The sequence below is a fragment of the Streptomyces sp. NPDC059917 genome, from assembly GCF_042730635.1.
GTDB lineage: Bacteria > Actinomycetota > Actinomycetes > Streptomycetales > Streptomycetaceae > Streptomyces.
In genome coordinates this window covers 1-25982 of record NZ_JBHWLC010000057.1, presented here as the reverse complement: position 1 = coordinate 25982, position 25982 = coordinate 1, and the positions used below count along the sequence as shown (strand labels likewise).

Annotated in this window: 21 protein-coding genes and 1 pseudogene; 9 read left to right on the top strand and 13 right to left on the bottom strand. The window is 73.6% G+C overall.

Annotated features, from left to right (window positions below; all coding sequences use genetic code 11):
- Positions 1-110 precede the first annotated feature (110 nt).
- The 8 genes from ACFWAR_RS28100 to ACFWAR_RS28065 all read right to left on the bottom strand — a co-directional run bounded on the left by ACFWAR_RS28100 (position 111) and on the right by ACFWAR_RS28065 (position 12014).
- Positions 111-1190 carry a Zn-dependent alcohol dehydrogenase gene (locus tag ACFWAR_RS28100; RefSeq protein WP_385782742.1) on the bottom strand — a complete coding sequence of 360 codons (1080 nt, stop codon included), beginning with the start codon at positions 1188-1190 and terminating at the stop codon, positions 111-113.
- 26 nt (positions 1191-1216) lie between these two features.
- Positions 1217-2629, bottom strand: coding sequence for an aldehyde dehydrogenase family protein (locus ACFWAR_RS28095; protein WP_385782740.1), 1413 nt, complete (start codon positions 2627-2629; stop codon positions 1217-1219).
- 95 nt (positions 2630-2724) lie between these two features.
- On the bottom strand, positions 2725-4239 hold the full coding sequence (locus ACFWAR_RS28090) for a CitMHS family transporter (protein WP_385782737.1): 1515 nt from the start codon (positions 4237-4239) through the stop codon (positions 2725-2727).
- 73 nt (positions 4240-4312) lie between these two features.
- Positions 4313-6511 carry a molybdopterin oxidoreductase family protein gene (locus ACFWAR_RS28085; RefSeq protein WP_385782735.1) on the bottom strand — a complete coding sequence of 733 codons (2199 nt, stop codon included), beginning with the start codon at positions 6509-6511 and terminating at the stop codon, positions 4313-4315.
- Positions 6512-6655: 144 nt separating this feature from the next.
- On the bottom strand, positions 6656-7282 hold the full coding sequence (locus tag ACFWAR_RS28080) for a TetR family transcriptional regulator (RefSeq protein WP_385782825.1): 627 nt from the start codon (positions 7280-7282) through the stop codon (positions 6656-6658).
- A gap of 18 nt (positions 7283-7300) precedes the next feature.
- Positions 7301-8665 (bottom strand): hypothetical protein, encoded by a 1365-nt coding sequence (locus ACFWAR_RS28075; protein ID WP_385782823.1) that lies wholly within the window; start codon positions 8663-8665, stop codon positions 7301-7303.
- Positions 8666-8898: 233 nt separating this feature from the next.
- A complete protein-coding gene (locus ACFWAR_RS28070; protein ID WP_385782733.1) occupies positions 8899-9741 on the bottom strand; it encodes a hypothetical protein in 843 nt (280 codons plus the stop codon).
- 83 nt (positions 9742-9824) lie between these two features.
- Positions 9825-12014 carry a right-handed parallel beta-helix repeat-containing protein gene (locus ACFWAR_RS28065; RefSeq protein WP_385782730.1) on the bottom strand — a complete coding sequence of 730 codons (2190 nt, stop codon included), beginning with the start codon at positions 12012-12014 and terminating at the stop codon, positions 9825-9827.
- A gap of 160 nt (positions 12015-12174) precedes the next feature.
- Here ACFWAR_RS28065 and hmgA point away from each other — a divergent pair, with 160 nt between their 5' ends.
- The 3 genes from hmgA to ACFWAR_RS28050 all read left to right on the top strand — a co-directional run bounded on the left by hmgA (position 12175) and on the right by ACFWAR_RS28050 (position 14735).
- Entirely contained in the window at positions 12175-13488 is a 1314-nt protein-coding gene (gene hmgA, locus ACFWAR_RS28060; RefSeq protein ID WP_385782727.1) for a homogentisate 1,2-dioxygenase, read from the top strand.
- 43 nt (positions 13489-13531) lie between these two features.
- A complete protein-coding gene (locus ACFWAR_RS28055) occupies positions 13532-14281 on the top strand; it encodes a GntR family transcriptional regulator (RefSeq protein ID WP_385782724.1) in 750 nt (249 codons plus the stop codon).
- 169 nt (positions 14282-14450) lie between these two features.
- Positions 14451-14735, top strand: a complete 285-nt coding sequence (locus tag ACFWAR_RS28050; RefSeq protein ID WP_385782721.1) for a hypothetical protein — start codon at positions 14451-14453, stop codon at positions 14733-14735.
- Positions 14736-14847: 112 nt separating this feature from the next.
- Here ACFWAR_RS28050 and ACFWAR_RS28045 read toward each other — a convergent pair whose 3' ends face one another.
- Positions 14848-15774 (bottom strand): hypothetical protein, encoded by a 927-nt coding sequence (locus tag ACFWAR_RS28045; protein ID WP_385782719.1) that lies wholly within the window; start codon positions 15772-15774, stop codon positions 14848-14850.
- Complete coding sequence (locus ACFWAR_RS28040; RefSeq protein ID WP_385782716.1) at positions 15771-16784, bottom strand: SPFH domain-containing protein; 1014 nt, start codon at positions 16782-16784, stop codon at positions 15771-15773. The genes ACFWAR_RS28045 and ACFWAR_RS28040 overlap by 4 nt, the downstream gene beginning before the upstream one ends.
- A gap of 258 nt (positions 16785-17042) precedes the next feature.
- Here ACFWAR_RS28040 and ACFWAR_RS28035 point away from each other — a divergent pair, with 258 nt between their 5' ends.
- The gene (locus ACFWAR_RS28035; RefSeq protein ID WP_385782820.1) at positions 17043-18191 is read left to right on the top strand and encodes a type ISP restriction/modification enzyme; all 1149 of its coding nucleotides are present in this window, start codon (positions 17043-17045) and stop codon (positions 18189-18191) included.
- Positions 18192-18269: 78 nt separating this feature from the next.
- Positions 18270-19472, top strand: coding sequence for a CaiB/BaiF CoA transferase family protein (locus tag ACFWAR_RS28030; protein ID WP_385782713.1), 1203 nt, complete (start codon positions 18270-18272; stop codon positions 19470-19472).
- 122 nt (positions 19473-19594) lie between these two features.
- On the opposite strand, the gene ACFWAR_RS28025 is transcribed toward ACFWAR_RS28030, so the two are convergent.
- Positions 19595-19864, bottom strand: a complete 270-nt coding sequence (locus tag ACFWAR_RS28025) for a hypothetical protein (RefSeq protein ID WP_354384390.1) — start codon at positions 19862-19864, stop codon at positions 19595-19597.
- Positions 19865-20168: 304 nt separating this feature from the next.
- Between ACFWAR_RS28025 and ACFWAR_RS28020 the strand changes: the two genes are divergently transcribed.
- Entirely contained in the window at positions 20169-21878 is a 1710-nt protein-coding gene (locus ACFWAR_RS28020; protein ID WP_385782710.1) for a serine/threonine-protein kinase, read from the top strand.
- 13 nt (positions 21879-21891) lie between these two features.
- On the opposite strand, the gene ACFWAR_RS28015 is transcribed toward ACFWAR_RS28020, so the two are convergent.
- Complete coding sequence (locus ACFWAR_RS28015; RefSeq protein WP_385782707.1) at positions 21892-22695, bottom strand: SGNH/GDSL hydrolase family protein; 804 nt, start codon at positions 22693-22695, stop codon at positions 21892-21894.
- Between the two features lie 199 nt (positions 22696-22894).
- Here ACFWAR_RS28015 and ACFWAR_RS28010 point away from each other — a divergent pair, with 199 nt between their 5' ends.
- Positions 22895-23992 (top strand): DUF5925 domain-containing protein, encoded by a 1098-nt coding sequence (locus tag ACFWAR_RS28010; protein ID WP_385782704.1) that lies wholly within the window; start codon positions 22895-22897, stop codon positions 23990-23992.
- Between the two features lie 19 nt (positions 23993-24011).
- On the opposite strand, the gene ACFWAR_RS28005 is transcribed toward ACFWAR_RS28010, so the two are convergent.
- Entirely contained in the window at positions 24012-24398 is a 387-nt protein-coding gene (locus ACFWAR_RS28005; RefSeq protein ID WP_385782701.1) for a GntR family transcriptional regulator, read from the bottom strand.
- Positions 24399-24490: 92 nt separating this feature from the next.
- On the opposite strand from ACFWAR_RS28005, the pseudogene ACFWAR_RS28000 reads away from it, so the two are divergent.
- Together ACFWAR_RS28000 and ACFWAR_RS27995 are read left to right on the top strand one after the other, a co-directional pair.
- A pseudogene (locus ACFWAR_RS28000) lies at positions 24491-25420 on the top strand (GNAT family N-acetyltransferase); the annotation flags it as partial.
- Positions 25421-25468: 48 nt separating this feature from the next.
- Positions 25469-25933, top strand: a complete 465-nt coding sequence (locus ACFWAR_RS27995; protein WP_385782817.1) for a DUF402 domain-containing protein — start codon at positions 25469-25471, stop codon at positions 25931-25933.
- The last annotated feature ends 49 nt before the right edge of the window (positions 25934-25982 follow it).

The following is a 25982-nucleotide window of genomic DNA, read 5'->3' as shown; positions in this document are numbered from 1 at the left end:
GTGCTTGAGGCGCACACCGACGGGGGCGAGGCGGGGGCCCGGCCCGGGCGCGGGTTCGGCGGGACGGCGGGGGCGGGGGGCGGCGAGGGCGGCGGGGGCGGCGGGACGGCCTAGAACACGACCAGGGACCGACCCCCCTTGCCCGCAAGCATCGCGTCGAAGGCCGCAGGAATGCCGTCGAGCCCGATCCGGTCGGTCACCAGCGCCCCGAGGTCGAGGCGCCCGGCCCGAACGTGCGCGGCCAGCACCGGCAGGTCCCGCGCCGGGTCGCTGTTGCCGTAGACGCAGCCGGTGAGGGTACGGGCGAAGTGGAAGATCTCCAGGGCGTGGAAGCTGACCTGCTGTTCCTTGCCCCCGATCCCGACGACCGTCGTACGGCCACCGCGGCGGGTGGACTCCCAGGCGCCGCGGATGGTCTCGGCCCGGCCGACGCACTCGACGGCGACGTCCACGCCCCGGCCACCGGTGAGCGCGCGGATCTCCTTGGCGGTGGTGTCGGAGGCGAGCACGAACTCGGTGGCACCGGCCGCCCGGGCCAGTTCCTCCTTGGCCGGTGAGACGTCCACGGCCACGATCGGACCGGCCATCGCGATCCGCGCCGCCTGGAGCGCGGCCAGGCCGACCCCGCCGACGCCGAAGACCGCGACGGACTCGCCGGGGCGCACCTTGGCGCTGTGGTGGACGGCGCCGTAACCGGTCAGGACGGCGCAGCCGAGCAGCGCCGCCTCCGCGAGCGGGACCCCGTCCGGTGCGGGCAGCACGCAGTTCGCCGCGACGACGGTCTCCTCGGCGAAGGCGGCCACATTGAGCCCCGGGTGCAGCTCGGTGCCCTGGGCGTCGTGGGCGTAGACCGCGCCGACCCCCGCGAGGGCGTTGACGCAGAGCCACACCTCGCCGATGGAGCAGTGGTGGCACTGCCCGCAGGACGGGGCCCAGTTGAGGACCACCCCGTCCCCGGGGGCGACGTGGGTGACGCCCTCGCCGACGGCGAGCACGATGCCGGAGCCCTCGTGGCCGAGGACGGCGGGTACGGGCACCCTCATGGTGCCGTCGGTGAGGGAGAGGTCCGAGTGGCAGACCCCGGCGGCGGTGAGCCTCACCCGGACCTGCCCGGGTCCGGGATCGGGGAGCACGATGTCCCGGATCTCCAGGGGCGCTCCGATGGCGGGCAGGATGGCGGCGCGGACCATGGTCGTCGTCTCCGTGTTTCCGGGGCTCAGAACTGCAGGGACTTGGTCTGGAGGTACTCGGCCAGGCCGTGCGGGCCCAGCTCGCGGCCCACGCCGGACTGCTTGTAGCCGCCGAAGGGGGCGAGCGGATTGAAGCGGCCTCCGTTGATGTCCACCTGGCCGGTGTCCATGCGGCGCGCGAAGGCGACGGCGGTCGCCTCGTCCGCCGCCCACACCGCGCCGCCCAGACCGTAGACGGTGCCGTTGGCGATGCGCAGGGCCTCGTCCTCGTCGTCGTAGGCGAGGATCGACAGGACGGGGCCGAAGATCTCTTCCTGGGCGATGGTCATGTCGGGGGTGACGTCCGCGAAGACGGTGGGCGCGACGAAGTAGCCGCGCTCCGCGGGAGCGTCGGAGCCGCCGGTGACCAGGCGGGCGCCTTCCTCCACGCCCTTGGCGATGTAGCCGCGGACGCGGTCGTGCTGCTTGGCGTTGACGACCGGGCCGAGGCGGGTGGCCGGGTCGCACGGGTCGCCGGTGGGGTACTTGGCGACCGCGGCGGCGGCGAGGGTGACGGCTTCCTCGTAGTCGTCGCGGTGGACGAGCATCCGGGTCAGCGCGTTGCAGCTCTGGCCCGTGTTGTTCATGACGTGTCCGACGCCGGCCGCGACCGCCTTGGCGAGGTCGGCCCCCGGCAGGATGACATTGGCCGATTTGCCGCCCAGTTCGAGGGCGACGCGCTTCACGGCGGCGCCCGCGGTGGCGCCGATCTGCTTGCCGACGGCGGTCGACCCGGTGAAGGAGACGAGGTCCACCCCGGGGTGGGCGGCCAGTGCCTGTCCGGCGACCGGTCCGGTGCCGGTCACCAGGTTGAACACGCCGGCGGGGATGCCCGCCTCGTGCACGGCTTCGGCGAAGAGCTGCGCGGTCAGCGGGGTGTCCTCGGCGGGCTTGAGGACGACGGTGCAGCCTGCGGCGAGAGCGGGTGCCACCTTGGCAACGACCTGGTGCAGGGGATAGTTCCAGGGGGTGATGGCGCCGACGACACCGATCGGTTCGAGGAGGACGGTGGAGTTGCCCAGCCGCTCCTCGAAGGCGTACGTCGCGCCCAGTTCGGCGAAGGAGTCGGCCACGGCGATGGGCGCCCCGACGTGGACCATCTCGGAGAATCCGAGCGGGGAACCGAGTTCCGCGGTGATGGTCTGCGCGATCTCGCCCTTGCGGGCGACCAGGACGTCCCGCAGGGCGGCTATCCGCGCGGCCCGTTCGGCGGGCGGGGTCGCCGCCCAGCCGGGCAGCGCGGCGCGGGCGGCCCGGACACCCGCGTCCACGTCCTCTTCGGTCCCGGCCGGAACGCTGCCGATGACCTGCTCGTCGGCCGGGTTGACGACGTCGATCCGGTCCCGTCCGACGGCGGGCCGCCATTCCCCGCCGATGTACATCCCGTCGTGGGCCTTCATCGCATTCCTCCCGAGCGCGAGCGTGAACCGCATGGACCGCATGGACCTCGCGGTCACCCTACAAACTAGCGTCGGTAGTTTTGTGGGCGCCAGGGTCAGATGATGCCGAAAAGCATCCCCGCCCCCAGGACCACGAGCGAGGTCAGGGCGGCCCACTTCACCGTGAAGCGGGTGTGGTCACCGAATTCGACCTTGGCCATGCCGACGAGGACGTAGACCGCCGGGACGAGCGGGCTGGACATGTGCAGGGCCTGGCCCACCAGCGAGGCCCGGGCGATCTCGAGCGGGGAGACGCCGTGCGCGGCGCCGGCCTCGGCGAGGACGGGCAGGACACCGAAGTAGAAGCCGTCGTTGGACATGAAGTAGGTGAGGGGCAGGCTCAGCAGCCCCGTGACCAGCGCCATGTGCGGACCCATGCCGTCGGGGATGGCGCCGACCAGCCAGCCCGCCATGTCCTTGACCATGCCGGTCCCGGAGAGGACGCCGGTGAAGACGGCGGCGGCGAAGACCATGCCCGCGACGTTGAGGACGTTGTCGGCGTGCGCGGCGATCCGGGCCTTCTGGTCCGCCATGTTGGGGTAGTTGACGGTGAGCGCGAGGGCGGCGCCGAGGAGGAAGAGCACCGGGATGGGGAGCAGTTCCATGATCATGGCGGTGAGCAGCGCGACGGTGAGGGCGGCGTTGAACCAGTAGAGCCGCGGCCGCAACGTGGCCCGGTGCGGATCCAGCCCCTGGAACCCGTCCTCCTCCGCGACGGGTGCGGCGGACGCCGCAGCACCCGCACCACCGGTGCCGGCACCGGACCCGGACCCGGACCCGGTGGCAACGGGCGCGGTGGCACCAGGCGCAGTGGCATTGGACGCAGTGGCATTGGACGCGGTGGCGCCCGTACCGGCCGCGACCAGGAGCTCGGCCTCGGCCGTGGCCTCGGCGTCGGCCACGGTTTCCATGCTGCCGGCGGCCTTTCCTCCGTCCGCCTCACCCGGCAGGGAGAGCGCGCCCACGCGGCGGCGCTCGCGCAGCCCGAGCACGTAGGCCAGGACGAAGACGCACACCAGACCGGCGGCCAGGGCCGGGATCATCGGCACGAAGATGTCGCCCGCGTCCAGCTTGAGCGCGGTCGCGGCGCGGGCGGTCGGGCCGCCCCACGGGAGCGTGTTCATGACGCCGTTGGCCGTGGCGGCGACCCCGGTCATGACCACGAGGCTGAGGCCGAGCCGCTTGTAGAGCGGGTACATCGCCGACACCGTGATCATGAAGGTGGTCGACCCGTCCCCATCGAGCGAGACGATCGCGGCCAGCACCGCCGTGCCGACCACCACGCGCATCGGATCGGCCTTGCAGAAGCGCAGGATGCCGCGGACGATCGGGTCGAAGAGGCCCACGTCGATCATCACGCCGAAGTAGACGATGGCGAACATGAGCATGGCTGCGGTCGGCGCGAGTTTTCCGACGCCGTCGATGACGTAGTCGCCCAAGTGCGCGCCCTTGCCGGCGAACACGCAGAAGAGCGCGGGGATGAGGACGAGCGCCGCGATCGGCGACATTTTCTTCATCATGATCAGAACCAGGAAGGTCGCGATCATGGCGAAGCCGAGGAAGGTCAGCATGCTGGGAAGGTAGGTGTCCGCCGGTAACGCCAACAAGACGTCGACGCGTGAGCAATACGAGCAAAACCCCAGCTCAGGGCAGGGGTGCCAGCTCCACGGGGAAACCGTTGAGCACGGCGGTGCCCGACAGCGGGTCGAGCCGGGAGCCGTCCAGGAGCTGATTGACATTGACTCCGGGCGCCACCGCGGCCGCGCCCAGGCGCGTGCCGGGACGGTCGTGGCCCCAGCCGTGCGGAAGGCTGACCACGCCGGCGCGGATCGCGTCGGTGACCTCGACCGGAACCTCCAGGCTGCCGCCGTCGGCGGTGATCCTGGCCCGGCCGCCGTCGGCGAGCCCCAGGCGTCCGGCGTCCTGCGGGTGGACCTGGAGGGTGCAGCGGTTGGAACCGCCCGTCAGCGACGGGACGTTGTGCAGCCAGCTGTTGTTGGACCGCAGGTGGCGGCGGCCCACGAGCACGAGGGTGTCGGGCCGTTCGGCAAGGGCCTCTCGCAGCCGGGGCAGCTCGGCGGCGATCGGGCCCGGCAGGAGTTCGATCCGGCCGCTGCGGGTCTTGAGCAGGCCCGGCAGGCGCGAGGCGAGCGGGCCCAGGTCCACGCCGTGCGGTGCGGCGCGGAGGTCCTCCAGGGCGAGGTCGTAGGGACCCAGGCGCAGCATCATGTCGAGACGTCGCTCGGGACCGTTGCGCCCCGCCAACATGCGGGCCTGTACCGCCGGGTCGGTACCGGAGAGCGGGGAGTGGGGGTCAGCGGCGGCCCGCGCCAGGGTGTCGGCGATGACGGCTTCGTCCACGCTCGCGGGATCGGTCCCGTGCCGCCCGGTGACGGCGAGGATCAGCCGGGCGTGGATCTCGCACTCGTCCATCCGCCCCTCCTCCAGCGGGATGGCGGGGGGCGAGTAGCGGGCCTGGTTGTGTACGGCGAAGCCGTTGAAGGCGAAGTCGAAGTGGGCGCTCTGCGCGGGCGGCGGCGGGGGCAGGACGACATGGGCGTGACGCGAGGTCTCGTTGAGGTACGGGTCCACCGAGACCATGAAGTCGAGTCCGGACAGCGCCCGGTCGAGCCGGTCCCCGTCGGGAGCGGACAGCACCGGGTTGGCGGCGACGGAGATCACCACCCGGACCTGCCCCTCCCCCGGCGTCTCGATCTCCTCGGCGAGGGCGGCCATGGGCAGCTCGCCCTTGACCTCGGGGTGGCCGGAGACCCGGCTCGCCCAGCGGCCCAGCGCGAACCCCCGGCCGGGCGCGGCGGCTCGGGGCGCCGAGGCGGTCGCGGAGAGCGGGAACAGCGCGCCGCCGGGACGGTCGAGATTGCCCGTGAGGACGTTCAGTACGTCGACCAACCAGCTGGCCAGAGTGCCGTGGGCGACCGTGCAGCTGCCGATGCGTGCGTAGACGGCGGCGGTCGGTGCGGCGGCCAGCTCGCGGGCGAGGAGTCGGATGTCTTCCGGGGCCAGGTCGCAGGCGGGTGCGACCTCTTGCGGGGTGAACGGGCGGAGGGCCTCGGAGAGTTCCCCGATCCCTTCGAGGTGTTCCGCGAGCGCTCCGGGGTCGGTGAGCTTCTCGGCGAGCAGCGTGTGCGCGAGGGCCGCGAGCAGCAGGGCGTCGCTTCCGGGGCGCGGGGCGAGGTGGCGGTCCGCGAGGCGCGCGGTGCGGGTGCGGCGCGGGTCGACGACGACGAGGGTGCCGCCGCGGGCGCGCAGGGCCTTGAGCCGGCCGGGGAAGTCGGGAGCGGTGCACAGGGAGCCGTTGGACTCGACCGGGTTGGCCCCGATGAGCAGCAGGAAGTCGGTGCGGTCGAGGTCCGGCACCGGGATCGCGAAGGGGTCGCCGAAGAGCAGGCCGCTGGAGACGTGCTTGGGCATCTGGTCGAGGGTGCTGGCGGTGAAGAGGTTCCGGGTGGCGAGCGCCTTGAGGAGCACGGGCGGATAGAGGGCGCCGGCCATGGTGTGCGTATTGGGGTTGCCCAGGACCACACCGGCGCATGGGGGACCGTAGTTCCCGATGAGCGCGGGAACGGCGGCGGCGATGGCGTCGAAGGCCTCGTCCCACGTGGCTTCCTGGAGCTTGCCGTCGCGTCGGACCAGTGGGGTGCGCAGCCGATCGGGGTCGGCGTCGAGGGCGCCGAAGGCAGCGCCCTTGGGGCAGATGAACCCGCGACTGAAGATGTCCTCGCGGTCGCCGCGGGCGCCGGTGACCTCGGTTCCCTCGATGGTGAGGGTGAGGCCGCAGGTGGCCTCGCACAGGGGGCAGATGCGCAGGGCGGTACGGGGCATGGGCCCTCCTGAGGACAGCGGGCTGCGGCGACACGCGGGCGGCCCGAGCATACCGACCGGTACGGACGCTGGGGAGTCCCCTGCCGCCGCGAACCGTCGGCGTCTGCTTGTGCGCGGGAGGCCGGCCGGGCGCGGAAGGGTCCGTCAGTCCAGGACCCTGGCGAGATAGGCGTGCATCATCGCGCGGATCTCGTCGATGATGTCGGCATCTCCGGACGGGGCGGCGCGGAAGGCGAGCTGCACGAGGGCGTCGGTGGCCTCGACGGCGACCAGCACCACCCGCCGCAGGGTCGCGTCGGGCGTACGGCCCAGGTGCAGGCAGAGCAGTTCGGTGAGGCGGGCGGCGACCAGGTCGTTGGGGTCGGCGGGGTCGGCCGCCTCGGTCGAGGGCGGCGGGGGCACGCCGAAGTCGACCAGGGCGAAGCCCGGAACGGTGCGCTTCATCGCGAGGTACTCGTCGAGGACCGCGTCGACGGCGGGGCGCCAGTGCACGGCCGGGAGTTCGGCGAGCCGCGCGGTGATGCCTTCGGCGTAGCGGTCCAGGTTGCGTTCGGCGAGGGCGTAGGCCATGGCCCGCTTGTTGCCGAAGAAGCGGTAGACCGAGCCGATCGGCACGCCCGCGCGGACGGCGACGGCCCGGGTGCTCAGGTTCTCGTAACCGGTCTCGTCGAGGAGTTCGGCGCAGGCGTCGAGGATCCGGGCGAGCCGGTCGGCGCTGCGCTGCTGGATCGGGGCGCGGCGCAGGGGGTGGGCTGGAGGCACGGGGTCCATCATGCCGGTCCTCGGTTCTCAGTTCAGCAGGAGGCTCAGCCCTCCGACGGTGTACGTGATCATCAGCGCGAGCAGGGGAAGTTGTCCGGCCACGGCCCGGGCCGGCGGGAAGAGCCGCACGGACCGGTCGTGCGCGGCGACGACCCCGAGGACGTGTCCGGTGACGACGGCGATGACCTGGAGGGCGGCGAGACCGCCCGGGTCCAGAGGTGGGGCCGGAGCGGGAGCCGGGTCGGCACCCCCCGCGATGATTACGGTGCGTGACGCTTCGGTGACGAACAGGGAGAAATAGTGGGCCATGAGGTAACCGAGAGCGATGGGAAGGAGGGAGTGGGCGAAGGCGGTCAGGGGGCGCGGCAGCGGGCCGGAGACCAGGCGGGTGGCCGCCGCACAGAGGCAGTAGAGCGTGGCGACGAGGGCGACGGAGCCGAGGAGTCCGAGCGTGGCCGCCGGGGTGCGGCCGAGGGGGGAGGTCTGAATGGTGTTGATCCACGAGGGGTTGTCGGAGAAGCCGTCGTAGGCGGTCGAACCGAGCAGGACGCAGACGGTGGCGACGAGTCCGGGCCGCTCGGGCGTCGCGTCGAGCCCGTGGAAGGGGTTGCGCAGGACGAGGCGGCCGTCGTCACGACGGCCGAGGGGGGAGAAGCGGGCCAGGAGGGTGGAGTAGGCCTCGAAGGGGTCGCCCTCGGCGAACCACGATTCGCCGAAGCGGGCCGCGAGGCCGAGTTGGACGGTGACGAAGACGACGAGCGCGGTCAGAAGGGTGGTGCGCGAGGCGGGGTCCGGGGAGACGAGTTCGAGCCAGGTGAAACCGAAGAGGCCTATGGCGGCGGGCCAGAGGCCGAGCCAGGGAGGAAGGGGGTGAGGAGTCTGCCCGGGGCCGTGACGGGAGGCCGCGGTGCGGTCGGCGGTCGGGATGGCGCGGCGCGGCGGGGTGTCGTGGGCGGCCGGACCGCGGCGAACGGTCGGGTTCCGGTGCGACGCCCGGTGCGACAGCCGGTGCGACAGCCGGTGCAGGGTGCGCAGCGGATTCAGCAGGCTCCACACGGGGCCGAGGAGGAGGGAGGCGGGGACGAGCCCGACCCACAACAGGACGTAGACGGCGCCGGGAGCGGGATTGCGGGCGGGGTCGTCGGGACCGAGGAGGAGGTGCAGCAGGACGAAGAGGGCGGCGGCGAGTCCGAGGACGCGCAGCGCGGTCCGGGTGGCCGGCGCGTCGGCCACCCGCTGGACGGCGGCGGGCAGCGGGCGGCCTGAGCGCGATCCCTGGAAGCGGGAGGTAGACCAGAGGAGGCCCAGTGCGAGGAAGGAGACGAAGAGTGCGGTGAAGGCGCCGGCGAAGGCGTAGAACGGCGAGATGGGCAGGTCGTGCTGCGATCCGATGCCGTGGGCGAGGGTGGTGAGCGGATCGGCGGGTTGATGGGGGAGGTGATCGGCGAGAGCACTCCGTAGTCCGTTCGGAGCGGAGATCGGTGCCGGGCCCGGCACCGATGTCGCACCGGAGGGCAGTACCGGCGGCACGGGAGGTGCCGGCAGTGCGGAGAGTGCCGGTAGTGCGGAGAGTGCCGGACTCATCGGACTCATCGGAGTCGCCAAAGTCATCAGAGTCGTCGAACTCATCGGACAAGGAGCTGGGTCAGGACGAGGTCGGACTCGTGGGTCTCGACCTCGAAGAGACCCGTGCGGTCGACCGTCAGGACCAGGACGGCTTCCTGACCGGCGGGCAACGGCAGTTCCTTGTCGTAGCCGTGGACGTGCAAGGTGTCCGCCCGGTCGCTGGTGACGCGCAGGGCGACCCGCTCGCCCCGCTTCAACTCCGTGCGACCGGGGGCGGGGGTCACCTTGCCGCCGCGGACGGCGATGGTGACCGTTCGGTCGGCCGCGGCGGCCGGGTCAGGGGCCGGCTCCTTGGTCGACGGCGCGGACGGGGCCGCGGTGGCGGGAGCGGAGTGGTCGTGGCCCGCCGGGCCGGGCGCGGACGCGGTGAGCGGGACCGCGGCCTCCACGGCCTTGCCCTCGACCGCCCAGGCCGTGTGGTCGTCCGCGTAGAGCCGGACGGTCAGGGTGTGGGCGCCCTGGGGCACCTGGGTGGCGGACAGGTGGTACCAGGGGCCGTACAACCGGGCCAGTTTGTGCCCGTCGAGCAGCAGGTGGGCATGGCCGCCACCGGCGAGGGCGGCGCCGCCCACGCTGTCGGGGGTGAAGCGGAAGTTGCCCACCTCCAGCTGGAGGTTCCAGCCGTCCTCGCTGTCGGGGCGGAGGGAGAGCTTCACCTCCGGTGCTCCCTGCGCCGGGACTTGGCGCAGGTGGTGGCCCGCCTCGTCCTGGGCCGCCAGCAGGGTGCCGACGCTGCCGGAGGCCTGCTGGTGGGTGGTGCCGGGTTTGTGGTGGGTCGTGGCCCGCCCACCGCACCCGGCCGCACCTGCTGCGGCGAGCAGGAGCAGCGCCGCGCAGGCCACGGCCCCTCGGACCCGCCCGGTCCGGGGGCGGGGACGGGGGCGGGAGCTCGGCGGCCCGGGCGGCGTCGGCCGCTCCCCCGCACTCACGCGGCGCCGTCCGAGGTGGGGGCCGCCGTACCGGCCGGGGCGGATGCCGGCCCGGCCTCCGGGGCGGGTTCGCGGTCGTCGCCGCCCGGACCGCCAGCGGCGCCGTCACCGCCCCTCCCGCCGTCGCCGGCGGCGGTGGGAGCGGGGATGGCGGGGTCGGGGTTCGGTCCGGGGCGGGCGGAGGCGATCACGGCCCACAGCACCCATACGAGCGCCACCAGGGCGCGGATCCACGCGGGGCTGAGCGGGATCCACGGAATCATCAGCACGGCCTTGTCGAAGGCGTCCAGCAGGGTCAGTGCGCCGAGCAGCAGTGTCAGCCGCGCCAGCCAGGGGCGGTCGGGCCGCAGTGCGACCCCGGTACCCGTCCACCACAACCCGAGGAGGAGCAGTGCGAAGGCCGGGACGAAGGTGGCGGTCAGCGCCATCGTCGACCCGGCGACGTCCAGGGCGAGCCCGGCCAGGCCGAGCAGCGCGCAGAGCGTACCCAGCCGCGTTCCGCGCAGTCGCCGCCACCACAACACCCCGCCGACCAGGGCCAGTACGACCGCGACGGCCAGCGCGATCTGGGTCTCCACCCGCTCCAGGCCCCGGGCGCCGTACCAGTCGCACCCGGCCGGGAGCTTGCGCGCCTGGACGTTGTAGTCGGCGCACACGAGCAGTTGGGCCAGCTTGACCGGTTCGCCCGCCAACCGGGCCGAGCCGCCCGACACGGCTCCGCGCGCGTCGCCGCACTGCGGGAGGGTGCCGGGGGTGGAGCCGTCGGGTCCGTCCTGCCAGCAGTTGCCCGTGCCCTGGCCGTCCCACCACACGTCCGCGCCGTTGGGTCGGGAGGCTCCGGACTTGTCCTTGCCCAGGACGTTTCCGGCGTAGCGGTTGTGGTGCGAGGTGTCGGCCTGCTTGCTCCAGGCCGACTCGCCCCGGATGAAGGCGGGGACCGCGCTCAGGAAGAATCCGGCGCGCCGGTGTCCGTACACCCAGTTGCTCTCGTACACGTTCCAGTTGCCGCCCGCGGTGATGATGCCGGTGCCCGGCGGCATGGAGATCTGCGGGCAGACCACGCCCCGCTCGTAGCCGCGGTCGACGGGTGCTTTGGCGCAGGTGCCGTCGGCGACGTAGGGGTAGAAGTCCTCGTTGTTGTCGTGGATCAGGTTCCGCTCGAACAGGGCGTGGTTCTGCGGGAGTCCGGGGTGGCCGGGGAAGGCGCTGTCCATCGAGGCGCCGCCCATGTTGCCGTCGAACTCGTTGTCGTGCACCCACACCGAGTCCCCGGCGGTGCCGGAGTACCCGACCATGTTGTGGTGGCTGCGGCAGCCGGTGATCTCGATGGAGTGGCGCGGGACGTCGTAGCCGCGGCCGTCGTTGATGTCGGAGGCGCTGCCGGGGTAGATGCCGGAGTCGCCGTTGCCGTAGGACTCGCAGTTCTTGTACAGGCCGTGGTCGCTGGCGAAGGTGAGGAAGCCGTACTCGTCGTTCCAGCGGGTCAGCACGTCGTCGATGACGAAGCCGTCGCCCGCCAGTACGTACAGCGAGTTGAAGGTGGTGCGCTGCGCGGTGAAGTTCCGGAAGTAGATCCCGTCGGACTTGTCGGCCCGGATGGCGTTCAGCTTCTGGTACTTGGCGTCGATGACGACGTCCTGCCGGGACGCCCCGGTGCCCTCGATCTGCAGGTCCTTCTTGCCGAGTATGGCCACGAGGTTCTGGTTGTGGCGGCACTGCACCTGCTGCTCGTAGGACAGGATCTGGTAGCCGAGGGCCGAGTTGGGGGCCTTCAGCGCCGCGCACGCGCCGGTCGGCTTGGGCAGGGAGGGCTCTTCCTCGTACAGGCCGGGCAGGATCGCGATGTTCATCCCGGGACGGTCCACGGCGTCCACGGCCGCCTGGAGGTCGCGGTAGCCGTTCTTCTCGCACCGGTCGTACAGGGCGAGGTTGCGCTGCCTGAGCGGTTCGGGGAACCCGGCGGTCCGGCGTTCGAAGTCGGGGCGGCCGGTCTTGCAGACGAGGAGGTCGGGTTCGCCCGTGCGGTACCGCGGCACGCTTCCGGAGCCGTCGGGCAGGGTGACCGGGCGCTCCTCGTGGGCCTGCGCGGCGGGCGCGGCCGCGAAGAGGGCCAGGAGCGAGAGGAGGGCGGTGAGGGCGGCGAGGAGAGCCGCCGGAACGGCAGGGAGCCTGCGGATCCACGACATGCGCGTGAGAGTAGAGCAATGTTCATGTTTTTGGATCCCCCGCGTCCGCACGAATCCGGCGAGCGAAGGCGCGGCGAGCGACCGGCGGGTGCCCGTTGACGTCGGGGCCGCGGAATCCTACTGTCGACCATAGGATTCCTTCTACGGAGCGGGAGCAGCCATGAGCGAGCAGGCCAGGAAGACGGCGGAGGGGTTGGAGTACCTCACCGGCTTCGGCAACGAGCACAGCTCGGAGGCGGTTCCCGGCGCCTTGCCAATCGGCCGGAACTCGCCCCAGCGGGCCGGGCTCGGCCTCTACGCCGAGCAGCTGAGCGGCAGCGCCTTCACCGAGCCGCGCCCCCACAACCACCGCTCCTGGCTCTACCGGATCCGCCCCTCGGCCGCGCACCCGCCCTTCACCCGCATCGACAACGGCGCCCTGCGCAGCGCCCCCTTCACCGAGGCCGTCCCGGACCCCAACCGACTGCGCTGGAACCCGCTGCCCGCCCCGGCCCCCGGCACCGACTTCGTGTCCGGGCTGTGGACCCTCGGGGGCAACGGCGACGCCACGCAGCGCACCGGCATGGCCATCCACCTCTACGCCGCCGACACCTCGATGACGGACCGGGTCTTCAGCGACTCCGACGGCGAGCTGCTGATCGTTCCGGAGCAGGGCGGGCTGCTGCTGCGCACCGAGTTCGGCCTGCTCCGCGCCCGCCCCGGCGAGATCGCGCTGATCCCGCGCGGGGTCCGCTTCCGCGTGGAGCTGCTCGACGCCACCGCGCGCGGCTACGTCTGCGAGAACTACGGCCGCCCCTTCGAGCTGCCCTACCTCGGCCCGATCGGGGCCAACGGCCTCGCCGCGGCCCGCGATTTCCAGGCCCCGGTGGCGGCGTACGAGGACGAGGACCGCCCGGTCGAGGTGGTCAACAAGTTCTGCGGCAACCTCTGGTCCGCCACCTACGACCACTCCCCGCTCGACGTGGTCGCCTGGCACGGCTCGCACGTCCCGTACGTCTACGACCTGCACCGCTTCAACGTCCTGGGCAGCATCAGCTACGACCACCCCGACCCCTCGATCTTCACCGTCCTCACCGCCCCCTCCGACACCCCGGGCCTGGCGGGCGTCGACTTCGTGGTCTTCGCACCGCGCTGGCTGGTCGGCGAGGACACCTTCCGGCCGCCCTACTTCCACCGGAACGTGATGAGCGAGTACATGGGCCTGATCGAAGGGGCCTACGACGCCAAGGCGGAAGGCTTCGTCCCGGGCGGCGGGTCCCTGCACAACATGATGTCCGCACACGGTCCGGACCGGGAGACCTTCGACCGCGCGAGCGCCGCCGAGCTGAAGCCGCAGAAGATCGAGGACGGCCTGGCCTTCATGTTCGAGACCCGCTGGCCGGTCACCGCCACCGCGCAGGCGGCCGAGGCCGATCACCTCCAGCGCGGCTACGACGATGTATGGCAGGGGCTGGAACGCCACTTCCGCGCCTAACATCGCAGCACACCGCCTTGCCCACCCGTTCGGAGAACCGCCCGTGACCGCCTTCGCACCCGACTCCCTGGTACTGAACCGGAAACTCCCGCTCTGGTACCAGGTGTCGCAGTCACTGCGCGCCTCGATACTCGGCCGCACCCCGGAGGCGACCCTGCGCCTGCCCACCGAGGAGCAGCTCGCCGAGCACTACGGGGTGAGCGTGCTGACCATGCGCCAGGCCCTCAAGGAGCTGGAGCAGGAAGGCCTGATCAGTCGGCACCGGCGGCGCGGCACGTTCATCGAGCCGGGGGCGCGGCGCAGCGCTCCGGTGCGGCTGCTGGGCTCGGTCGACGCGATCGTGGCCCAGCAGTCGGGCGAGCGCACGACGATCCTCGACCACACCCGGACGCCGGTGCCCGGGGAGCTGCGGGAGTACTTCCCCGACCTCGCGGAAGTGGTGACGTACCGCCGGCTGCGGCACGACGGGGAGAGCGGCGAGCCGACGAACTGGGCCGAGAACGCGGTGCGTCCGGAGCTGGCCGAGGCGGTGGACCTGGCCGATCTGGAGCGGTGGCCGATGACCAAGGTGCTGCGCGACCAGGTGGGCGTGCGGATCAGCCGGATCACGGACACCGTCGAGGCCCGGCTCGCGGATCCGGCCACAGCCGAGCTGCTCCAGGTGCCGCTGCTCAGCCCGATCCTGCACTACACCGGGGTGACCTACGACGAGGACGGGCAGGTGGTGGACGTGGCCCGGATCCGCTACCGCGGTGACCGCTTCTCGTTCACGGTGACGATGGACGCGCACTAGGCCGCCTCCCCGGCGGTCGGCGCGAGCGGCACGGGCGGCACTGGCGGCACCGGCGGGTGAACCTGTGCGGCGGATGGCGGCGGGGCCGGAGGCAGCGGTGGCCGTCCGCCGGGACGGCGCTCAGGATCGGGTGGGAGGCGACCCCGAGCGACGGGAAGGGCGGCAGTCGATGCGGCAGGGAGAGCAGGACGAGCGGCAGGAGCGGCACGAGCGGGACGGCGTCACCGTGGGCCTGATGGGCACCGCTCGGCCGGAGCCGCGCCGCGGGGCCGGGCAGCTGCGGGCCGTGATCCGGCGGACGAACCTGCTGCCCGCCTTCCTGGTGCTCACGGTCATGATGGTGGCGCTGTGGCTGGCGGGCATGCCGTTCCTCCAGGCCCTGACGATCTCGACCGCGGTGAAGGTCGCCCTGGTCCTGCTCGAACTCCGCCGGCTCCCCGATCCCGAAGCCTGATCCCGAAGCCTGATCCCGGCCGCGACGCTCGGGGGCCGATGGTGGATGCCCGATGCCCGATGCCCGATGGTCGAGGGCCCAGCGCCCAGGGCCCGGGCTCAGTGCCCGGGCCTCACGTCACCAGGTGCAGTGACGTTGCCGCGATGCCCACCCGTACGCTCTGGCCCCAGGTCAGCTCCAGGGCGTCGGCCTCCATCCCGTCGCCGAAGACCACGATCCGGTCCGACTCCACGGTCAGCCGGAGCTCCTGCCCCCGCCCCAGCTCACCGGCCACCTTCGTGGTCCCGGTCGTGGGAGAGGGCCAGGCCTCGCGCACGAACCACAGGAGCCGCGGGTCGCCGGGACCGGGCAATCCCCCCGGGCTGCCGCGGTCCAGCCAGAGGGAACGCAGCCACCCGGTGGCACCCGTGCCGGTGCCCACCAGCACCCCGGACGACGCCTGGGACTCCGCCTCCCCCTCCCCCTCCCCCTCAACCGCTCCCGGCTCGCCGCCGCCGGAGCCCAGGCGGTAGCGGGCCGTCTGGTGCCCGGGCGCGCCCAGGTAGATCTCGTTCAGCGCGCGCAGGCGCTGGGTGTCGTCGGCGACGGCCTCGACCATGGTCAGCTCGTCCGTCCGCCCGCCGCCGGTGGTCGCCGCGCGCAACAGGGCGGCCGTGTCGGCGCTGCGGTGGCGGACCAGGACCCCGGGGTTGCGCCCGGGGTCGGTGTCGATGCCCACGACCGGCTGTCCGCCGAGGTACTTCGCGGTGTTCGCGACCAGGCCGTCCTGGCCGACCACGACCACCACGTCCTCCGGCGCGAAGAGGAACCGGTCCAGATCCGCCCGCTCCACCCGCGAGCCGCGCCACGTGAGCGGCACCGCCGCCGCCACCTCCCGCAGCGCCCGCTGGTTGCGGTCGTGGCGGCGGACCACCTCGTCGATCGACCGGCCCCGGCTGGTGAGGAAGAACGCGGCCTGGCCGTGCGTGCCGTGCCGGGCGAGCAGCTCCTCGTACTCGGTCCTGCGGTGCACGAGCACCGCCCGCGGGGCCAGGCTCACGCCTCGGCTCCGCCGTCCGGACGTCCGAGCTTGCTGAGGAGCCCGGTGAGGACGTCGGGAGAGAGGGTGATGTTCTCGATCCGCGGCAGGTTCTCCGCGAGCCGGGTCGCCGCCAGGGCGTGCAGCGTGCCCGGGTTGACCTCGTCGTGCACGTGCAGCCAGGCGGCCTGCGCGTCGGCGCGCGCCGCGCCCGTCTCCCGCGCCGCCTCGGCTTCCGCACGGGCCAGGCGCACCTTGCGGTCCGCCTCGGTTCCGGTCCGGATGCCGTCGGCCGTCGCCTTCTCCTCGGCCTCGCGGCGGGCGTTGGTGCCGCGCTGGTCGATCAGCTGCTCCTCGCGCCGGGCCAGTTCGATCTGGCTGGCCAGCTCGTTCTCGGCGATGGCCCGCTCGCGTTCGACGGCGACGGCCCGCCGTTCGTAGGTGGCCCGGTCCGCCTCCTGCTGGATCTGCTCGCGGGCCGGGGTGCGCAGGGCGCGCTCCACCTCGGCCTCGGGGCGGATCGCCACGACCCGCACGGCCACCACCTCGATGCCGGTGGCCGGGAGCCTGGGCTCGGCGGCGAGACCGGTGGCGACCCGCTCCCGAACGGAGGCGACGCCGTCCACCAGGGCGAGGGCCAGCGGGGTCCGGGCCAGTACGTCCAGCGCGTGCTGCTGCGCGGTCTCGGTCAGGAGGGTGGCGATCTGCTCCAGGGGGGCGCCGCGCCAGCTTCCGGTGTCCGGGTCGACGGAGAAGTCGAGCCGGTCCGCGGCCTCGGCCGGGTCGCTGATCCGGTAGGTGACGGTGGCCTGCACGGCGACGTCCTGGAAGTCGGACGTCCGGGCGTGGAACGCCATCGCCAACTCCCGGTCGTCGACGGGCACTTCGGAGAGCGCCGCGGACAGCGACCGGTACCAGAAGCTGAGCCCCCGCCCGTCGTGGGCGAGGCGGCCGCGCTTGTGGTGGCGGATGTGGGCGGTGGGCGCGGAGCGCAGATGACGCCAACCGAAGCGGCGGGTGATGTCGGCCATGACGGACTCCCTCATTTCGTCAGTCCGACGATAAAGGGGTCGTCTTCATATCGTCAAGAGGACGAGAAGGGAAAACTCCGCCCACATCCGGGCGAGTACACCCACGGTGGAGCGGGCCGACACCCCCTAGCATCGGGTGCTGTGAGCGAAGACGTACCCCAGTCGACCGTGCCACCGACCGCGCCGTCGGACGCGCCACCGACCGCGCCATCGACCTCGCCGCCGACCGCGCCACCGCCCGCACCCCAGGACGCGCCCCTGTTGGACGAGCTGCTCCCCTGGTCCGTGGGCGCGATGCGGCTCGGGCGGGACTGGGTGGCCGCGCCCGATCCCGGCGCGCTGCGGGCCCGTTGGGCGGCGGTGACCGGCGCCGAAGACGCCGAGCGGGAGCGGCTGTTCCGGCCGAGCCGCTCGCGCGGGCCCGCCTCCGGCGCGGCCGCGCTGCCCGGCCAGCGGTCGGCCACGGGACGGTTCGGGCGGGAGCCCGGCGCCTGCCCGGACCCCGTCCGGGTGCTGTACGAACCCTTCGACGAGCAGTGGTTGCTGCCCGACCAGCGGCTGATCGACCTGGCCCGCCCCGAGCTGTGGCGGGTCCTGGACGAGCACCAGCTCTTCCTCGTGGAGCCGCCCGGGCTGGCGTCCCCGCTGGTCACCGCACACCTCCCGGCGGGGCGGCTCGGCCGGATCCGCCCGCTGCACCGCCGCCCCGGGGGCGCCGAGCCCAATCTGGCGCCGGGGCTGTTGCCGCTGCTGGGCGAGGTCTACCGCGGCTGGGTGACCCCGCAGGACGTCCTGTGCTGGGTCCTCGCGGCGGCCCGACCGGGCCCGCGGGGGCACGAGGTCCCGCTCCCCGCCGATGCGCAGCGGTGGCGGGCCGGGCTGGAGCTGGGGCAGCGGCTGCTGACCGTCCAGCTGCGCGGGGCCCGCGCGGGCGAGCCGCCCCGGCTGCCGGGCGGGCGCCGCCCGTACGTCCGCTCGGCGGTGACGGGGTGGCCCGGCGAACTGGCGTACGACGAGGAGGGCGAGAGCCTGCTGCTGGGCACCGGGAGCATCGCGCCCGTCCCGGCCGCGGCGTGGACGTACGAGGCGGGCGGCGTGCGCGTGCTGGAGCGGTGGTTCGCCGCCCGCTGCGCGCACCGGGCGCCGCAGGCGCAGGGCCTGGCCGCGCTGGGCCCCGCCGAGTGGCCGCAGGCCTGGACCTCGGAGCTGCTGGCCCTGGTGACCACCGTGAGCCTGCTGGCCGGGCTGGCCCCGGAGCGGGCCGCCTTCGAGCCGGGCCCCGCGCTCCCGGCGGAGCGGCTGCGCGCGGCCGGGGTGCTGCCACCGCCCCGCTGGACGCGCCGCCCGGCCTCGGTCCTGAGCCACCAGGAGGAGGGGCCGGACGGCCAGTTCGCGCTCCCGTTCTAGACCGGGCCGGAGATCGGGAACCGGCCCGGGACGATCTCGGGGGGTGACAGACCGGGAGCGGGACGGTAGGACCGGGGAATGAACTCGAGCCCGCAGCCACTCCCCCTCGACGGGATCACCGTCGTCGCCGTCGAACAGGCCGTCTCCGCCCCCTTCGCCACCCGGCAGCTCGCCGACCTCGGGGCCCGCGTGATCAAGGTGGAGCGGCCCGACGGCGGGGACTTCGCCCGCGGTTACGACACCGCCGCGCACGGGCTGGCCTCGCACTTCGTGTGGGCCAACCGCGGCAAGGAGTCGATCGCGCTGGACCTGAAGGACCCGCGCGGCCTGGACGCCCTGCACGGGCTGCTCGCCGACGCGGACGTCTTCGTACAGAACCTCGCCCAGGGGGCCGCCGCCCGGCTCGGCCTGGACGCCGCCGCCCTGTGCGCGCGCTACCCGCGGCTGGTCGCCGTGGACGTCTCGGGCTACGGCGCGCGGGGACCGTACGCGCACAAGCGGGCGTACGACATGCTCGTGCAGTGCGAGGCGGGGCTGGTCTCGGTCACCGGCACCCCCGACCGGCCGGTCAAGGCGGGCATCCCGGCGGCCGACATCGCGGCGGCCATGTACGCCTTCTCCGGGGTCCTCGCGGCCCTGCTGCGGCGCGGCACGACCGGGCGCGGCGGCCCGGTGGAGGTCTCGATGCTGGACGCGCTCGCCGAGTGGATGGGCCATCCCCTGAACCTGACCATGCACGGTGGCGAGGAGCCGGTCCGGACCGGTCTGGCGCACGCCGTGATCGCGCCGTACGACGCCTACGCCACGGCCGACGGGGACCGGGTGCTGCTGTCGGTGCAGAACGACCGCGAGTGGCGACGGCTCGCCGAACAGGTGCTGGAACGGCCCGAGTTGGCCGACGATCCGGCGTACGCGACGAATGCCGCGCGGACCGCGAACCGGGAGAAGACCGATGCGCTGGTCGCCGAGGCGCTGGGCCGGTGCGGGGCGACCGAGGCGCTCGCGCGGCTGGAGGCGGCCGGGATCGCCTGCGCACGGCTGAACTCGGTGGCCCGGCTGGCCGGGCACCCCCAACTGGCGGCGCGGGACCGCTGGCGGGAGATCGCTTCACCGGCGGGTCCGCTGCGGGCGCTGCTGCCGCCGATCGGGCTGCCGGGTGGCGCGGAACCGCGGATGGGTGCGGTTCCCGCGCTCGGCGAGCACACCGACGCCTTGCTGCACGCCCTGGGGATGACGGACGCGCAGATCACGGCACTGCGCCGGGACGGTGTGATCGCCTGAGGCCGGGGACGGGAGCGTTCGGGGAGACGCTCGGGAGCGGAGACGGACGCGGGTACGGACGCCGGGCAGGGAAGCGGAAGCGGATCCGGGTGCCGCCGCAACGGCCCTGGATCCGGAACCGGTTACGAGCGCCGGCTGCCGAAGAGCGTGCGGCGCAGCCGTCGCAGCGGCGCGAAGAGCGAGACGCGCGCGCTCCGGCTCCGCTGTACGTGCGTGTGGTCGCGCGACGTCAGCTCACGCATCAGCAGCGTCGCCTCGGCGGCGTCACCGTGCGGCACGGCGGGTCCGCCGAGCACCGCGAGGTGACGGTCGAGGCGCGAACTGGTCGCACCGCTCCCGCAGGTGATGGCAGGCACGCGGGGCGGCCTGCTGCGCATAGCTATCTGTTCCATGTCTCTCCCCACCCGTACGAAGGCACCCGGCCCGGGCAGGGTAACCCTATCGCCCTCGCGTGGCAGTCGGGTATCCCGGTCGCGTGAATTACCCCTGTAGTGGTGGGTAGTTGACGATTACTCAGCGCAGTTGACCGTCACTCTCCGAAGTGACCCGGCGTCACGGGGCTGCCGCGGGGCCCTTCGACGGAGCCGACGGCCGCGCGGGAGCGCGATGTGGAGAGTTGGAGCGCGACGGGCGTCACACCGCGGACGATCGGTTAACTTGGAGTGATCACCCCGTTACCCGGATGAGGGGGCTCGCGTGAGCGGAGAGCCGAGCGGCGACGAACGCGTGGTCGCGGGACGGTACCGGCTGCTGGGCCCGCTGGGCCAGGGCGGCATGGGCATCGTCTGGCGGGCCAGGGACGAGGTCCTGGGCCGCGAGGTCGCCGTGAAGGAGGTCCGGGCCCCGGCCGGTCTGGACGAGGCCGACGTGCAGCGGATGTACGCGCGCCTGGAGCGCGAGGCGTGGGCCTCGGCCCGGGTCACGCACCGCGGGGTGGTCACCGTCTACGACGTGGCCACCGACGGCGGGCGGCCCTGGATCGTGATGGAGCTGGTGCGCGGGCTCTCGCTCGCGGAGGTGCTGGAGGCCGACGGCCCGCTGCCCCCGCAGCGGGCGGCGCACATCGGCGAGCAGGTGCTGTCGGCGCTGCGCTCCGCGCACGAGGCGGGCGTGCTGCACCGTGACGTGAAGCCGGGGAACGTGCTGATCGCCAACGACGGCCGGGTGCTGCTCAGCGACTTCGGGATCGCCCGGCTGGAGGGCTCCTCGGCGATCACGATGACCGGCGAGGTGATCGGCTCCCCCGAGTACCTGGCGCCGGAGGCGGCGCTGGGCACCGCGCCCGGGCCCGCCTCCGACCTGTGGTCGCTGGGCGTGATGCTCTACGCGGCGGTCGAGGGGCACACCCCCTTCCGCCAGGACACCCCGGTCGCCACGCTGCAGGCCGTGGTGGACCGGGAACTGCCGCCGCCGCGCCGCGCCGGGGCGTTGGCGCCCGTACTGGAGGGGCTACTGCGCAAGGATCCGGCCCTGCGCCTCTCCGCACCGGAGGCGGCGCGAATGCTGCGGGTGGTGGGTGCGGGCGGCGTCGTACGGGCGGAGGGCGGACCGCTGTCGGGCCCCGACGCGCCGACCACGATCGCGCACCACGGCGACGGCCCGGGACAGGGGCGGCCGGGACGGTCCCCGGACCGCGACCGGGGCGCGGGGCCGTACGGAGCGCCCGCGCCTACGCCGCCCCGGCCGGGCTCCGGCTACGGGACCGCGCCGCAGCAGGGCTACGGGCCCGCCGCGGACTCGCCCCGCACCGGTCGGGCCGGTCTGGTCCTCACCGCCGGGATCGTGGTCCTGCTGCTGGCGCTGGCCGTGCTGGGCTGGCTGCTGCTCAAGGACCGGACGAACGGGGCCGCGGGCGCCGGCGGCGCGACGGGCGGACCGGGCAGCTCGCTGAGCGCCTCCCCCGACGGCTCCGCCCCGACGCCCTCGGCCACCCCGTCGCCCAGCCCGTCGCCCAGCGGCTCGGCCACGCCGGACCAGAAGGTCACGGTGTCGGTGCGCGCGGTGCGCGACGGGTACCGGGGCTCCTGCCCGCCGCCCGAGGAGTCCGCGCCCGCCTTCACCGCGTCCCTGGAGGTGGTCCGTACGCCGGTGGTCGTGGAGTACCGCTGGACCACCCGCAGCGGGGTGAGTTCCGCGCCGGACTGGCAGGCCGTCACCTTCGGGGCGGGCGGGCCCACCGTCCGGGAGCTGTCCTTCACCGAGTTGAGCCACCACCCCGGCGCGACGCTGGACGACGCGGTGCGGCTGGAGGTGCGGCGCCCGGGCACGCTCGCCTCCGATTGGGTGAACTTCTCCGTCAGGTGCGATGCGCAGAGCCCCTCGGGCGGGGCCTCCTCCCCCGGCGCCTCCGGCGGCCCCACGTCCGGAGCGCCGAGCCCGTCGTCCAGCCCGGGCCCGACGCCGTGATGACGGCGGGTCCTCAGGCCGCGCTGGTGAAGACGGGCAGGTAGCCGCCGGACTGTCCGGCCGCGGTCGGATGGTAGGACTCGCCGATGTTGGCCCAGTTGAGGCTGTGCAGCCACTCGCTGCCCGAGCAGATCTCGTGCCCGGTGAAGGCGCTGGTCACCGAGGCGAAGCGGAAGCCGTGGTTGGCGGCGCGCTTGGCGAGCGCGGCGTTGAGGTAGTCGGCCGCGCCGTCGATCGCGGCGCGCTTGCCCTCGGACAGGCCCGCGATGCAGCTGCCGCCCAGCTTGTAGAAGCGGGGGTAGCCGAGGATCACCACGCGCGCGTTCGGCGCGCGCGAGGCCACCGCGTCGTACACGGCGTCGAGTTTGCCGGGCAGGGTGGAGTCGACGTACGCCTTGGCCTGGTTGACGCGGTTGACGCAACTGGACTCGGACTGGAGCACGCAGGTGGTCATGACGTCGGAGAAGCCGGCGTCATTGCCCCCGACGGTGAGGCTGACGAGGTCGGTCCCGGTGTTGAGCGGGGCGAGCTGGTTGGCGCGGACGTCGTCCGTCCGGGCGCCCGAGCAGGCGGTGAAGGAGAAGGTCTGGGGTGCGTGCGCGGCGGCCCAGAGGGCTGGGTAGGCCCGGCTGGTGCGCTTGCAATCGCCGCTGGAGCTGTCGTAGTTCCCGGATCCGACGCCGGAGGAGTACGAGTCGCCGAGGGCGACGTAGCCGAAGTCCGCCTGGGCGGCGGAGGCCTGTCCGGCGCCGAACAGCGCGGCGCCCGCGGCGAGGAGGAGCGAGGAGGTTAATGCGGCAAACCGTGACAATCTCATGTACGGCTCCTTGTGGGGGTTTCGTCTCGGTTCCGTGGTACAAGGAGCGGGGCCTGTCTGGAAGTGTTCATGCCAAGAATGTTCGGGGTGGAGTTCCGGCCTGAATCTTCACTCCGGGTGCGTTTGAAGAGGGAACCCGCGCACCCGTTCCGGCGAAACACGGGTGCACGGGGCCACTTCGTGCCGGATCATGGGCGCCATGCCAGCCAACCCTCATGACGCGCTGCCGATCCGGCTCAACGTCGACGACAGCGACTCCCCGTCGGACGTCGTCGACGCACTGTTCCTCGGCCGGTTCGCGTCGGGCGAGCAGCCGTACTCGCACAGCGTTTCCATCGAGCGGGTGAAGGCGGGGGCCACCCTGGTCCCGCCCGCCGCCACCGTGCTGCGCTCGGCCCGCGACTCCGACCGGAGCGCCACCCTCGCCGAGGGCGAGGGGTGGACCATGCTCGTCTCGCGCTGGAGCCGGGGCGCGGACGTCACCGTGACGGCGGTCAGCGACGAACTGGCCTCCAGCGTGCTCGGCGAGGCCACCGAGGGCGTCCAGGACGAGCCCGAGCCGCAGCCCGAGAACGTCACCATGGGGTTCTGGTACGTCTCCCCGCGCCGCGGCCCGTACCGGACGACCCGCCAGATCGCCGCCGGCACCTGGCCCGAGGTGCGGCCCAACTACACCGCGCCCGTGGCCGGTGCGCTCGACCGGCTGATGAAGGTGACCCCGGACGACATCGCGGGGCGGCTGCTGCTGCTCCACGGGCCGCCCGGGACCGGCAAGACCTCCGCGCTGCGCACGCTCGCCCGGTCCTGGCGCGACTGGTGCCAGGTGGACTGCGTCCTCGACCCCGAGCGGCTGTTCAACGACGTCGGCTACCTGATGGACATCGCCATCGGCGAGGACGAGGGCACGGCCAAGGGCCGCTGGCGGCTGCTGCTGCTGGAGGACTGCGACGAGCTGATCCGCGGCGAGGCCCGGCACACCGCCGGGCAGGCGCTGTCACGGCTGCTCAACCTGACGGACGGTCTGCTGGGCCAGGGCCGCAACGTCCTGGTCGGCGTCACCACCAACGAGGACCTGGAGCGGCTGCACCCCGCCGTGGTCCGGCCCGGGCGGTGCCTGGCCCGGATCGAGGTCGACCGGCTGACCCACCGCGAGGCCGTGGAGTGGCTCGGCACCGACGAGGGGGTGCCGCGCGAGGGGGCGACCCTGGCCGAGCTGTTCGCGCTCCGTCGCGGCACGGGCCCGGCGTCCCTGCTGCCGCCCCAGGGCCACGGGGCGGACGCGGGGCTGTACCTCTGAAGAAGGGGCCCCCGGTCGGTCAGGCTCCGTAGCGCGCCCGCAGGGCCGCCGCGGCGGCGGCTTCGGCCGCCTCGCGGGTCAGGCCCAGCCGGTGGGCGCGCTCCGCGTAGGCCTGGGCGGCCGTCGCGGCCTCGCGGTCGGCCGCGCCGCCCTCGGCGGCGATGAAGGTGCCGTTGCGGCCGCGGGTCTCGATCACCCCGTCCGCCTCCAGCGCCCGGTAGGCCTTGGCCACCGTGTTCGCGGCCAGGCCCAGCTCCTCCGCCAGCCCGCGCACCGTCGGCAGCTTGAAGCCGGCCGGCAGCCGTCCCGAGCGCGCCTGCCCGGAGATCTGCGCGCGCAACTGTTCGTAGGGGGCGGCCGCACCGGCCGAGCCGTCAAGGGCGAGCTTCAGGTTCGTCGAGGTCACGGGCCCGATTGTCGCCCATCCCCCGGCCGTTCCCGGGCCATCGGCGGGAAATTCGGAGGCGGGCGCCGCGCGGGCGAACGTAGCGTCGGAGCATGACCGTTCTGATTCGTGACCTGCGCCCCGGCGACGCTGCGGATGCCGAAGCCGTCGTCCGCGTCCGCCGGGCCGCGCTCCCCTACATGATCACGACTGCCGAGGGCGTCGCCTTCGAACTCGCCTCCTCCCACCCCGACCGGCACTACCGCCTGCTGGTCGCCGAGACGCCCGACGGCACGGTGGTGGGCAGCGCCCAGGTGGGGATCGCGCACGACAGCCCCGAGCCGGGTCAGGCCTTCTTGAACGCGTACGTCGACCCCGCGCACCGGGGTCTGGGAGCGGGCGGCCCGCTCGTGCGCGCGGCGGAGCGGCACCTCGCGGAGCTGGGCGCCACCGACGTGTTCGCATGGGTCCTGGACGAGCCCGCCCACCGGTCCTTCGCCGAGCGGCGCGGGTACCGGGCCAGTCGCTCCGCCCACTTCCTGCGCCTGGACCTCACCACCGCCGCCCTGCCCGAGCTGCCCGCCACCCTGCCCGCCGGGGTCGAGCTGCGCCCGGCCTCAGCCTTCGAGGCCGATCCGCGACCGCTGTTCGAGGCCGACGCCGAGGCCTCGTCGGACGAACCGGGGGACGTGCCCACGGACATGGACGACTACGAGGACTGGCTGCGGCACATCTGGCGCGCGCCCGCCCTGGACCGGGAGCTGAGCACGGTCGTCCTCGTCGACGGCGCGGTGGCGGCCTTCACCGCGGCCCACACCGACGGAGCCACCCGCTACGCCTCGGCGATGACCGGCACCCGGCGCGCCTTCCGCGGCCGGGGGCTGGCCAAGCTGGCCAAGGCCGCTTCCCTGCACCGGGCCCGGGCGGCGGGCTACACCCGGGCGTTCACGGGCAACGACACCGAGAACGCGCCGATGCTCGCGGTCAACAAGGGCTTCGGCTACGAGATCTGCGCCTCCGAGGTCCGCTACGCGAAGCGGCTGTCCGCGCCGGAGCCCGACGGGGCGCGGGTCCAGCCGAGGACGCTCACGGTGACCCTGGTCAAGGCCGGTGTGACCAAGATCCGCTATCCCGCCGACCTGCTCGCCGACACCGGCACCCGGGTGTCCGTACGCGCCCCGTGGGCGGCCCCGGGCGTCCGCGACTTCGGCTTCGTCCGCTTCGAGCCGGGCGACGTGTTCACGGAGCACTTCTGGCGGGACCGCTGGTACGCCGTCAAGGAGGTCCGCAGCGGGGCGGGCGTCCTCAAGGGCTGGTACTGCGACATCACCCGGCCCGCGGTGGTCCGCGACGGGGAGGTCGTGGTGGAGGACCTCGACCTCGACCTGTGGGTCTCGGCGGACGGGTCGCGGGTGATCCGCCTGGACGAGGACGAGTTCGCGGACAGCGGCCTGGCGGAGCGGGACCCGGAGGCGGCGGCGCGGGCCACCGAGGCCCTCGACACGCTGGAGCGGCAGGCCCGCTCGGCGGCGGGCCTGCGGGCGCTGCTCGCCTGACCCCCCTTCGCGGCGGCCCGCGCCCACGTGCCGCGGATCGGCACGTGGG

Coding starts and splice junctions, on each gene's coding strand:
- ACFWAR_RS28100 (WP_385782742.1), bottom strand. CDS start 1,190: ATGGTCCGCGCCGCCATCCTGCCCGCCATCGGAGCGCCCCTGGAGATC.
- ACFWAR_RS28095 (WP_385782740.1), bottom strand. CDS start 2,629: ATGAAGGCCCACGACGGGATGTACATCGGCGGGGAATGGCGGCCCGCC.
- ACFWAR_RS28090 (WP_385782737.1), bottom strand. CDS start 4,239: ATGCTGACCTTCCTCGGCTTCGCCATGATCGCGACCTTCCTGGTTCTG.
- ACFWAR_RS28085 (WP_385782735.1), bottom strand. CDS start 6,511: ATGCCCCGTACCGCCCTGCGCATCTGCCCCCTGTGCGAGGCCACCTGC.
- ACFWAR_RS28080 (WP_385782825.1), bottom strand. CDS start 7,282: ATGGACCCCGTGCCTCCAGCCCACCCCCTGCGCCGCGCCCCGATCCAG.
- ACFWAR_RS28065 (WP_385782730.1), bottom strand. CDS start 12,014: ATGTCGTGGATCCGCAGGCTCCCTGCCGTTCCGGCGGCTCTCCTCGCC.
- hmgA (WP_385782727.1), top strand. CDS start 12,175: ATGAGCGAGCAGGCCAGGAAGACGGCGGAGGGGTTGGAGTACCTCACC.
- ACFWAR_RS28050 (WP_385782721.1), top strand. CDS start 14,451: ATGCGGCAGGGAGAGCAGGACGAGCGGCAGGAGCGGCACGAGCGGGAC.
- ACFWAR_RS28040 (WP_385782716.1), bottom strand. CDS start 16,784: ATGGCCGACATCACCCGCCGCTTCGGTTGGCGTCATCTGCGCTCCGCG.
- ACFWAR_RS28030 (WP_385782713.1), top strand. CDS start 18,270: ATGAACTCGAGCCCGCAGCCACTCCCCCTCGACGGGATCACCGTCGTC.
- ACFWAR_RS28025 (WP_354384390.1), bottom strand. CDS start 19,864: ATGGAACAGATAGCTATGCGCAGCAGGCCGCCCCGCGTGCCTGCCATC.
- ACFWAR_RS28015 (WP_385782707.1), bottom strand. CDS start 22,695: ATGAGATTGTCACGGTTTGCCGCATTAACCTCCTCGCTCCTCCTCGCC.
- ACFWAR_RS28010 (WP_385782704.1), top strand. CDS start 22,895: ATGCCAGCCAACCCTCATGACGCGCTGCCGATCCGGCTCAACGTCGAC.